Origin of the sequence: Pseudoalteromonas sp. SG44-17 (assembly GCF_014164235.1) — a bacterium.
Classification (GTDB): Bacteria; Pseudomonadota; Gammaproteobacteria; order Enterobacterales; family Alteromonadaceae; genus Pseudoalteromonas; species Pseudoalteromonas rhizosphaerae.
This window is the reverse complement of the sequence record NZ_JACJEV010000008.1, coordinates 1-11,437: the sequence shown is the minus strand read 5'-3', so window position 1 is coordinate 11,437 and position 11,437 is coordinate 1. Positions and strand designations below refer to the sequence as shown.

Genomic DNA, 11,437 nt, shown 5'->3' with positions numbered 1-11,437 from the left:
GCCGCAATAGTTAAACTATTGCGGCTACAACGAGAGAACTTAGAAATTAAGCTAGTCTTTTGGATCTAGTTTAATTTTCTCATCTAACCCACCACCTAAGTTACCGCCTAACATGCTTAGTAATTGGCTTTTTTCAGCCGCAGAGGTATTACTTAACTGCTTTAATAACTTACTCATGTTGAAGTTTTTAAGTGTTTCGGCTGAGCCATTCGCCCCAGCTAACACCCCTTTTAGGTCTTCAATTAAATTACGATCACCATTTAAGTGATCTTTAAATACGGTTTGTACGGTTTTACTTTCATCAACTAAGCCATCAATTGATTTACCTAAACTGATTGCACTCATAAATTGATTAAAGAACTGACCATCGCCGCCCATAATATTGATATCAGCATTACCTAAGGCTTTCGCCATAATGTGTGCTTGATGCTCGGCAATATCTTTGCTGGCTGAAATTTTTGCCAATACGAGCTCTTTTTGTTGGTTAAGCTGCAGCGTAAAGCTTTCGTAATCGCGAGCATCTTGATCCATCGCATTCAAGGCTTGTAGCTTCTCTTCAAGCCCTTTTGCTTCGGCGCGCATCTTACGCTCTAGGTTAATCGCTTCCACTTCACCTTGTTTCTCATTCGCATCAGCCATGGCTGTTTGTACTTGCGCCTGAGATAAACCAATTTCACGGTTACCTTGTGCTTCAGCTTCAAGTTTTTGACGCATTACTTTAGCATCAGTTTCACCTTGAATTGCATTTGCTTCGGCCTTCGCTTTAATAACATCCGCTTCAGCAAGCCCTTTAGCAGCTGTTTCAACTTGTTGCGCATGCGCCAAAATCTTTTTCGACTCAGCTTGTTGATTAGCAATTCTAAGCTCCGCATTGGCCATTGTTTCAAGCTCACGAGCTTTATATTCTGCGGCTTGCTCTTGCGCTTTTGCAGCTTCGATATCTTTTACTAATGACTGTTCGGCTTCGGCTTTGGCACGAATGATCATCGCACTCTTCTCGCGCTCTGCACCTGCGAGTACTTTCACATCTTTAATGCGCTCTTCTTCTTCAGCCACTGATTTTTCAACAATCACGCGATCACGCACTACATCGGCAATTTCTTTACGTTCTACTTCCAGTGCTTTTTCTTTATTGATGCGCAGGATTTCGGTTTCTCTTTCACGTTCGATCACTTCAATTTCACGTGAACGAGCAACTTTCTCTTCTTCAATACCCAAAACGCGTAATCGGTTTTGTTCGGCAATATCAAGCTCACGTTGCTTATTTTGCTCGCTAATGCCAATCGCTTCTTCTGTTTGAATACGGGCCTGCTCTGATTTTAAGCGCTCTTCTTGGCGTACTTTTTCAGCTTCGGCGTATTCACGGGCTTTCACGGTTTCAATTTCGCGCACTTGACGTGACATGGCATCTTGCTTTTGGCGCTCAATTTCCAGTGACTTTTCGGTGGCTTCTTGATTTTGGATCTCAATTTTAGCGCGTTCATCACACTTCAATTGATTGGTAGATACATTTTGTACTGCAGTCATTTCAGTGATGCGGCGAATACCTTCGGCATCGAGAATGTTTTGCGGATCGAGCTTATCAATTGAGGTTTGTTCAAGGTAATCAATAGCAACATCTTCAAGTGAATAACCCGATAAATCTTGGCCAATCACTTCTTTAATATTATCGCGAAATTCATTTCGGTGAGTAAATAACTCAACAAAATCCATTCGCTTACCAACAGTTTTAAGTGCTTCTGAGAATTTCGCTTCAAACAATTCTTGCAATGTGGCGTGCTCTGATGCACGGGCGCAACCGACTTGCTTAGCAACGCGTAAAATATCTTCTTTGTTTTCGTTAACACGAATATAAAAAGTAATGGCGATATCGGCGCGAATATTATCTTTACAGATCAAACCGCCTTTATCTTTACGCTCAAGCACCATGCGCTTGGTTGAAATGTCCATCACTTCCATTTTATGGATCACAGGATAAACAATTCCGCCCGTAGTGGTGACATCGGGCTCGTTCTTCATTTTATTAATGATCAGTGCTTGGCCTTGCTCTACCTTGCGATAAAACTTGCCGATAATTAGCAAAATAGCAAAAATAACAGCGATTGCTATACCTACAAATGTCAATATAGGTATGAGATTATCTAAAAATTCCATGTTATGTCCTAACGTGATTATCGATTTATTATGTGTTACTTGCCCCTAAATAAACTAGGGTATTACCAAGGTTTGGCGGTAATAATGTAACAGTGTTGCTCTTTGAGGTGTTCAAGCAACACCGCAGTGTCACCTGATATAAATTGCTCGTCATTTTCAGCTCTAACTTCAAGTAACTGCTCAGTACCTTGAAATTTAACCCGTGCTTGGCCAAATGTATTAGTTACTTTGCCAGTAACAACAATACATTCTAAACCCAGTAAATCTGAACTTTGCGAGGTTTGTGCGCTGCTAAAAAAGCGCTGTAATGGCCGAGAAATAATGGCCGCAATTGGCATAGCAATCAGCAAACAAACGCCCAGCATTAGCACGCCAAAAATATAAAACCACATACCATCGCCTAACAGGTAGGCAAAAAACTTATGGGCATAGATGCTGATCAACCAGCTACTCATCACTACGAGACTAATAGATACAGTAATTGGGATGCCACCAAACCCCATGCTAAACCATGAACTCAAGCCTGAGCTTTGCGACGCATCGGCTTCAATTTCTAGATCTGATTCAAACATGTCAATATCAGCAAAGCCAATAAGTGTTATTAGCCAAAACAACATCACAACTAACAACAGGGCTGAAAAAATAACGGTGGGGAAAGTAAGCGCTAAGTTTAAAAATTCCATCATTACAACTATCCATTTATTTTAAACGCAGTAGGCGATAAAACTTTTTATCATTTAGTCGCGTAAATGTTAAGTGTTTTATGGAAAATCAACGTTGTTAATATAAAAAATTGTAAATGAACGACTACTTTGAAACGTTAACTTAGCTTAATTAACGACTTAGAAGTAAAAAAACGCCGCAATTTAGCGGCGTTTTACTTTGTGTGTATGACAACCTAAGTTACATATTACCCAGCTTTATCATCATTGCTGTATACATTTTAAGATTGAGCTTAAGTTGTTCAACTGTAATAAACTCATGCTCCGAGTGACCGGTGTAGCGCTTGCCTGGCATTGATGGCCCAAACGATACCGCATTATCAAATAACTTGGCATTGGTGCCACCACCAATAGATACAAACCCAGCCTCTTGATCACCGGTAAAATGTTTAAAAATATCTAACAATGCTTGTGCATGAGGTGCGCTGTCGAGCAACATTGGCGTGCCAATCACCACATCAACACCAGATAACTTTACGTTATTTCTCACTTGCCAATTACTCAGTGCGGTATCAATTTGCGTACGCAATACCGCTTCATCTTTACCCATTGGGCGACGTAAATTCACAGCGAGTGTGAGTTCATTACCATTACGTTCAATAAGCGTTGGTGCTACTGTCATAGGTCCCATAAAGTCATGTTTATAAGCAATATCACCAAACTGTTTGCCATGTATATCAAGACCAATTAGCTGATTAATAAACGCAATTACTTGGCCATCACTGTTATTCTCAAGCTCAACACCTTTAAAAACTTCTGCTAAGTAAGCAATGGCGTTAACCCCAGATTCTGGCTCTGATGAATGAGCAGACAACCCTTTTACGCTGATAACAACACTATCAGCTTGCTCGCTAAAGTTAAATTCCACAGCGTTAAGCGCACTCGCTGCATGTTTAAGTTTGCTGACTAACGCAGTATCGGCGTTATGTAACACCACACTCGCATCTTCTGGTATTTGGCTTTTAAAAGCGCCGCCAGTAAGTTCACTTACATACACTCCTGTTTGTGCTGAGGTAGCATTAAACGTTGGTGCAATTAAGCTCCAACCTTTCTCCGCGACAACCACCGGGTATGACGCATCAATAGTAACCGCATATTTAGGCTGCTGATAGCTTTTCATAAACTCTTCAAGCGGACCCCAATCAGATTCTTCAGCTAAGTAAATCATCAACTCAATACGATTATTAAGTGTGATCTGTTGATCTTTTATAGCTTTCATTGCATATAAAGCGGTTGCGATAGCACCTTTATCATCTTCTGTTCCACGCGCAATTAATTTACCTGGCTCTGAGGTACTATCTATTTCAAACGGGCTTTTTTTCCACTTACTTGCGTTGGCAGGTTGCACATCGCCATGGGTTACTATGGTTACTTTATCTGTTTGTTGACCCATACCAATTAAGACTGTGTAACCTAAATCTTGGTAATCAAAACCAAGTTCAGCAGCTTTCATTTTTAACAAAGCTTTAAAGCCAATAAAGTCGGGATTATCAGGAGTATTGATGCCGTCTTTATTAACCGTCGGGAATGATACTAAATTAGCTAAGGTATGAATTTGCGCACTTTGGTAGGTATTTACAGCATAATCAGCAACGCTGTCATTAATCTTATTTAATTTTGCATGTGCGTTAAAGGCCAATAAAGCGATACTAGCTAAAGCTAATTTTTTCAAAACAAGTCCCATTCAATTAACAACTAAGAATCACAATTATAACGCTCTGGCTTAATAACGAACAATGCTTTGCGATAGACCGACAACTTATTATTAATAAAACATAGAGCAAAGCAGCTAGGTAAATAATAGGCTGTAAGAAACTTAAGGTTTCATCTGATCAACCATTTCAACAAAACGTTTAACCCCTTGCGTAATTTCACTTAACCCTTGAGATACTTCTAAAATACTTTCTTGCCCTTCGTTTGCAATACCAGCGACAGATCCTAATAGTTCATCCATTTGACTTATCAACGCTTGAGTTTGCTCAACGACACGGCCTATCTCTGCGGTCGATTCTGCGGTATTACTTGCAAGTGTGCGCACCTCATCAGCAACGACAGCAAAGCCACGTCCAGCTTCACCAGCTCGAGCAGCTTCAATTGCAGCATTAAGTGCAAGTAAGTTTGTTTGATCTGCAATAGATCGAATAGTAACCACAATATCAACTATACTTTTAGACTGTATTTTAAGCTCTTTCCCTGTTGCCGTTGCATTATTAACTCGTTCAGCAATGTTTTTTGATGTTTCAACAGCTAAGCCTAAAATATTTACTGCATTGGAAGTTACTTGACTGGTTTCCTCTGAAATAGTCGCAGCTTGATCAATCGTGTTAAATGCTAAGTTAACGCGCCCTGTTATGTCTGATGCAAACTTAATAACTTTATATACCTTACCGTTTTCATCAAAGATTGGATTGTAAGTTGCCTCAAGCCACAAAATGCGACCATCTTTGCTAAATCTCTTAAAACGACCTGAATTAAATCGTCCCTTACTAAGGCTCTGCCAAAACTCTGGATTTTTAAGATAAAACTCTTTATCACAAAATATTTTATGATGTTTTCCTTTTACTTCTTCAAGTGAATAATGAACGGTTGATAAAAAGTTTTCATTAGCATCTAAAATATTTCCTTGTGTATCAAACTCAATGACTGCTAACGATAGATCTAGCGCATTAAGAATTGCATCTTTGTTCTTCAACACATTATTTATAGTCGTGATGTCATTGGCAATTTTAATAACTTTACTTACGCTGCCATCATCTTCTACAACTGGAAAATAATTTGCTTCTAAATAAATAGGAACCTTAGTTTTTGTAAAACGTAAAAAAGTACCACCAAATGATTTACCCGCACTTAAATCTTGCCAGAAATGGCGATAGTCCTCAGAATTTACATAGTCTGAATCACAAAATATTTTATGATGTTGGCCAACAATCTCACTAAGCTTAAACCCCATTACATCTAAAAAATGTTTATTAGCATCAACAATGATGCCATCCACTGTAAAACTAATAAAAGCTATATTAGATTTAATTGCATTTAGCTCTTTTTGAGCCTGATAGGTCATTGGGTCAGTTTGTTTATGTTTATCTAAAACAGCATTCTTTGACTTAAAAAACATCATTTTATCCTTTGACTGTATCATTCTTATTAGCTATTTAAATCATAGAATTAACAACACTACTCTTTAACAGCCACACTTTAATTGTGACTACTATTCACTACCATTTAGTAACAAAAATCAATAATATCTAATAGTTAAGAATTTTAAAAAGAGCAAGATTAGTCATCAAATTAGTAAGGGGTATTACAGAAAACGCAGGAGATATAAACGATAATATTATAGGGATAGTTGAGTTTCTAAAATAAATGAGCTATCAGTAAATCTTGTTACTTTTGAGCAACTAAATTTTTAATGTGTTAGAGCATTTAAAATGCCCACATAACAAACATTTTATAAATTTATTAGTCATATTTGCATACAACGAAGTATAATGCGCATCTTAAAATTATGGGGTCGATCATGAATCGCAGAAAGAAAATCGTTACAAAGTTTAATAACAAAGATAAGCGCGCAAATGCAAAATTACATAAAAGTAATAAGCCTGCTTATGTGTCTAAAGCTGAACGTGAAAGATTGGCACTACTCGCTCAAGAACAGCAAATAGACACTTTAAACGATGAAGCGTGTTGATAAATCAATAAAAACAAAAGCTTGAGACGAAGTGAAATAAAAGTTAATAAATAGTTGTAAATTGCACATCTAACTGTAATATTGAATATTCAGCAACAATGCTGAAACACACCAATAATCACTTAGGAGGCATAAATGAACAAACTATTTATTATCGCTCCTAGTGCTCCTCAAGAATGTTCTGTCAACTATCATTTAAGTGAATGGTTCGACGAATAAAAAAACCTGAATAATTTAAAAGCAATAATGCCTCGCAGTAGGAAGGCTTCTATGTAATTAAAATTCAGGTAACAATAATGAAAAGAAAACTCTCAATTCTTAATGGATCACTAGCCGCGTGCATGTTTTTTTCGTTTGCAAGCAATGCTTGCTTAACAAGTGAAGTTGAATCAAACGACACTGAAAGCAATGCAAATACCCAACTTTGTAGTAATACCACCGTTGCAGGCTCGTTGAGCCGCAATGATACTGATTGGTTTAGCTTTGAAGTAACTCAAGTCGGGCCTATTGAGGTCAGCCTTGAGCACAACACTAACGATGATTTTGACTGGGCATTATACCAAGAAACAGGATCTGCTGTTGCCGAAGGGGCAACTAGCAATGTACCAGAAACAGGCAGTTATAGTGCACAATCAACGGGTACTTATTATGTAAAAGTAACGCGTTACTCCGGTACAGGTTGGTACGATTTAACGGTCAATTTTGGTGAAGGTAGTAACACCGGTGGCGGAAGTGGCAGCGGTGATTGTGGCTATAGCTCTCGCCCTGCAAAGCCAGGTTCATTACAAGCATATTTACAAGGTGGCAGTGCTGATTCATGCAACACATTAACAGCTGATCAAGGTGCTGTATTACTTATGGGCGGTGGCAGCGATGTTGATCAAGCATTTAGTAATCGCGTTGCTAACCATGTTGGCAGCGGTGCCGATGTTGTTGTGCTTAGAACCTCTGGTACTGACGCTTATAACGATTATTTACTGAACTTAATGAATGCCGACTCAGTAGAAACACTGATCATTGATACTCGCAACAAAGCGAATGATGACTATGTTGACTGGGCTATCCGCAGTGCCGAATTTGTATGGATTGCAGGCGGTGACCAATCTGATTATCTTAATCAATGGCAAGGTACAAAAGTACAAACCGCTGTGCAACACGTTTTTGATAAGGGCGGTGTCGTTGGCGGAACGTCTGCAGGCATGGCATTAATGGCAAACAGCGTGTACGACCCAGATGGCGTTGCTGGCGCAGTATCAGATGAAGTAGTCACTGACTTTTGCCACGAAACACTTAACTTCAGCAGTCGATTTATTGATGTGCCTGTATTAAACAACAGCTTAACCGATACACACTTCCAAGAACGAGACAGAATGGGGCGTGCCATAGTGTCTTTAGGCCATCACAGCAATCAGTATTTTTCTATTGCAGCCAGTGAGGCAACCTCACTGTTCATCGATGCCTCTGGTACAGGTGTTGTTGACGGCAGCAATGAAGTTTACATCTTTAAAGAAACGGCTAATACGCAAAGAGTGACATTGCAATGTGGGAGCCCAGTAAACTATCAAAATATTAATAGAGTAAAGCTACTACCTGGTGATAATTACAATGTGGTTAGCCACGCTCATAATGGTATGCAACTAGACGTGAGCATTAATGGTAATAACAACAACTTCTACTCCCCTATCAATCCTTATTAATTCCCCCAGTTAAGAGCCCTTTGGGCTCTTTTTTATTAAAAAAGCAACTTGAGCAATTTCAATCAGGCAGGCATTCTCTTACTTTGTCACACTGACGCCACTTCTGAATAAAAGTATAACGAGTAACTATGAAAAACACGCACCTACAGCGCATCCATCATGTCTGTGATTATATAAACCACCATATTGATGAGCCACTTACATTAGATAGTTTAAGTGCCGTTGCCTGTTGTTCTAAATTTCATTTTCATCGTTTATTTATCTCAATAATGGGGGTAAGCGTTACTAAGTACACGCAATTTGCTCGCTTAAAGCGCGCCTCTTATCGGCTTGCTTTTGAGCATCACAAACGCATTATTGATATTGCATTAGAGGCAAGTTTTGAAAGTCCTGAAGCTTTTAGTCGTGCTTTCAAACGTGTTTTTGCTCAATCCCCAACTCAGTTCAGAAGCACACCAAACTGGCCACATTGGCATGCGCAGTTTGACTTTAAAATACCTGAATTAAAGGTTAGTAATATGAAAGTAGAAATTGTTCACTTTGCACCGCAAGCTGTTGCGTTGCTTACCCACAACGGTTCGGCCACTAAGCTTATGGAAACAGCCGCACAGTTTATTAAATGGCGAAAAGAGTCAGGCTTATCACCGGTAAAAACCAGTGATACTTATGGCATCCCTTATAGCGATCCTGCGGTGACTGACGACAACGATTTTCGCTTTGACTTCGCCGGCTGCGTCAAGCAACCAATTAGCGATAATCAATACGGCGTAAAAAATGGTGAGATCCCGGCAGGTCGCTGCGCTTTAGTCAGGCACTTTGGCAGTCATGACACTATCAGCGACACTGTTTATTATCTATATCGTCAATGGTTACCAAACAGTACTGAAGAAGTTAGAGATTTTCCGTGCTTCTTTCATTACTTAAATCTCATTCATGAAGTAGATGAGTGTGATTTAATAACTGATATTTACTTGCCGCTAAAATAATAATTAACCGCAGAGGCAAAACCTCATTATTGCCTCTTCGTTCTGTATTCAAACTATTACAATTTCACACCCTCAAGCCGTTTAAAGCCAAGGAACTAAAATAATGCGTATAACGGATCGCTACATAGCCAACCACAGCGCTTGCTACTAGCAATTCAACTACCGCTAAATGATGTATTTGGTTTATAAACTGTACATCAACATTCATAGTTAGCATCCAATCCGCGAGTTTAAATAACGCCGTAGCACCAATGACCATGGGAAAGGTAAATGCAGCAAACCCAGGGCAAAACCTGCGGCGTAGTAATTTAAAAAATGCCGTATAAATAATTAATGTCATTAGTATGGCAATACCAAATAACCCCCCAATTATCACTGGCGACGGCTGGGTCACTACAGTGAAATACCCCGCCAACGATAAGCTTGCCGGCGCCGCTAATATAGCTAATGTGGGCTGTGCAGCATCAGGAATTTGCTCAGCAAATATTATCCGGTAAATCATTAACGGCAACATAACTGCGTACATTAACATGCCAAAATAAAGTGCTGCTTGTGCTAAAAACAACAGTGCTGGGTTACCCGAGAACGCTACATCGGCAACAATAATACCCACAGGTGGTACAAACCAACTTGGCACCATGTGTTCAATTTTAAATTCACGAACACGATGAATAACAAAGCTCAATAAAAATCCTAAGTGCAATAAAAATGCGCCTACCCAAAGCACATCCCCTGCTAATGGATTAACGTGCCCTAACGAATTAGATACCACCAACGTTGCCATAGCAAAAGTAGGCACAACGCTACCTACAACAGGGTGCGCTAAATCGGCTTTTAGTAATTGCGGGTGCAGTAAAAATTTTAAGCCAAGTATTAATAATAATACGCTCGCAATTGCCGCCCCAGTGTATTGCGCTGCGCCATTTGCATTAAACATGTTTTCCCAAGCCCAACCAAGGCTGGCTATGCCTAATGCTAATCCACCCATTGGGGTAGGTGCGGTTATTACTTTGGCTTTTATATAATTAAACATGTTTATACTCCACACTCATTGTTTATCTTATACAGAAGTTTAACCTTGCATTTTGTTTAGTTAAATCTAATTATATAGAACACATGTTCATAAAAACTAAACATAAAACTCATGAATATTTCTCTTAAACAACTTAAAGTGTTTGTAGGTATTACTCAGCATGCAACACTTACCGCAGCCTCAGAGCGGCTTTATCTATCTAAAGCGGCAGTCAGTATGGCGCTTAGCGAGCTTGAAAAGCAGTTAGGTCACCCACTGTTTGACCGAGTAAATCATCGCTTAATTTTAAATCAAGAAGGGCAAAAATTACTGCCCTTGGCCGATGAATTACTGCACAGAGCAAATGATATTAATACGCTTTTTTCGCCCCAAGCAAAAGCCAGCGGCACCTTAAGAATAGGTGCCAGCGATACCATTGGTAATCATGTGTTGCCCTTTATACTCAGTGGATTTCGCCAACAACAGCAGCATTATTCACAGCAAGTTTTTATTTCAAATTCTGAGCTTATTTGCCAAAAACTGCGCGATTTTGAGCTCGACATTGCACTAATAGAAGGCCAAGCCCAGCAAAGCGACTTAGTCTCAACCGTGTTTAGCCAAGACTCTATGTGTATTATTGCACCGCTATCCCACCCTTTAGCTGCAAAATTACAGCTTAGTTTTAATGATTTAACAAACAGCGAATGGGTATTAAGGGAAGCTGGCTCTGGTTCACGCTCATTCTTTTTACAAAACCTCGCTACGCATATCGATAATTGGAGCCAAAGTTTTGAACTCAACACGACAGAGGCACTGATCAACAGCGTTGCTGAAGGGTTAGGGCTGGGCTGTTTATCGTCACTCGCGGCACAGTACGCTTTACAAGATGGCCGCGTTACGCAGCTTAACTTAAACCACCCCATGCAAAGGCAGTTTTGGTTGGTGATGCATAAAGACAAATACAAAAATCCGTTGTTAACGCAGTTTATAGATTTTTGTGATCAGCTGTAATTTAGCCATGCTAAACATCATGGCTACATTTAGGTAATTTACTTAAAATGCGTAGCTGATACCGGCATTAACCGAGCGACCTTGTCCTGCTAATTGGCTGAAGCCTTGGCTCATATCTGTTTTAAAATCAGCAATACTGACTCCGCCTAACGGCTGTTGATAATACT

General features: G+C 39.6%; 8 protein-coding genes and 1 pseudogene. 4 read left to right on the top strand and 5 right to left on the bottom strand.

The genetic code is table 11. The features are described from left to right. Positions 1-51 precede the first annotated feature (51 nt). The 4 genes and pseudogenes from H5182_RS07855 to H5182_RS22530 all read right to left on the bottom strand — a co-directional run. Positions 52-2,154, bottom strand: coding sequence for a flotillin family protein (locus H5182_RS07855; RefSeq protein ID WP_145237480.1), 2,103 nt, complete (start codon positions 2,152-2,154; stop codon positions 52-54). 62 nt (positions 2,155-2,216) lie between these two features. After that, complete coding sequence (locus H5182_RS07850; RefSeq protein ID WP_259398259.1) at positions 2,217-2,840, bottom strand: OB-fold-containig protein; 624 nt, start codon at positions 2,838-2,840, stop codon at positions 2,217-2,219. A gap of 217 nt (positions 2,841-3,057) precedes the next feature. Continuing rightward, positions 3,058-4,548: a dipeptidase gene (locus H5182_RS07845; RefSeq protein WP_182759840.1), complete on the bottom strand. Its 1,491-nt coding sequence runs from the start codon at positions 4,546-4,548 to the stop codon at positions 3,058-3,060. Between the two features lie 144 nt (positions 4,549-4,692). After that, a pseudogene (locus H5182_RS22530) lies at positions 4,693-5,922 on the bottom strand (methyl-accepting chemotaxis protein); the annotation flags it as partial. A 471-nt stretch (positions 5,923-6,393) separates the two neighbouring features. On the opposite strand from H5182_RS22530, the gene H5182_RS07835 reads away from it, so the two are divergent. The 3 genes from H5182_RS07835 (at position 6,394) to H5182_RS07825 (ending at position 9,247) form a co-directional block, all read left to right on the top strand. Beyond that, positions 6,394-6,564 carry a DUF2986 domain-containing protein gene (locus H5182_RS07835; protein ID WP_169020566.1) on the top strand — a complete coding sequence of 57 codons (171 nt, stop codon included), beginning with the start codon at positions 6,394-6,396 and terminating at the stop codon, positions 6,562-6,564. Between the two features lie 296 nt (positions 6,565-6,860). Continuing rightward, positions 6,861-8,261 carry a pre-peptidase C-terminal domain-containing protein gene (locus tag H5182_RS07830; protein WP_182759838.1) on the top strand — a complete coding sequence of 467 codons (1,401 nt, stop codon included), beginning with the start codon at positions 6,861-6,863 and terminating at the stop codon, positions 8,259-8,261. Between the two features lie 128 nt (positions 8,262-8,389). Then, positions 8,390-9,247 (top strand): GyrI-like domain-containing protein, encoded by an 858-nt coding sequence (locus H5182_RS07825; protein ID WP_182759837.1) that lies wholly within the window; start codon positions 8,390-8,392, stop codon positions 9,245-9,247. Between the two features lie 64 nt (positions 9,248-9,311). On the opposite strand, the gene H5182_RS07820 is transcribed toward H5182_RS07825, so the two are convergent. Next, positions 9,312-10,280: a TDT family transporter gene (locus H5182_RS07820; protein ID WP_182731060.1), complete on the bottom strand. Its 969-nt coding sequence runs from the start codon at positions 10,278-10,280 to the stop codon at positions 9,312-9,314. A gap of 111 nt (positions 10,281-10,391) precedes the next feature. Between H5182_RS07820 and H5182_RS07815 the strand changes: the two genes are divergently transcribed. Further along, positions 10,392-11,270 carry a LysR family transcriptional regulator gene (locus H5182_RS07815; RefSeq protein WP_145237498.1) on the top strand — a complete coding sequence of 293 codons (879 nt, stop codon included), beginning with the start codon at positions 10,392-10,394 and terminating at the stop codon, positions 11,268-11,270. The last annotated feature ends 167 nt before the right edge of the window (positions 11,271-11,437 follow it).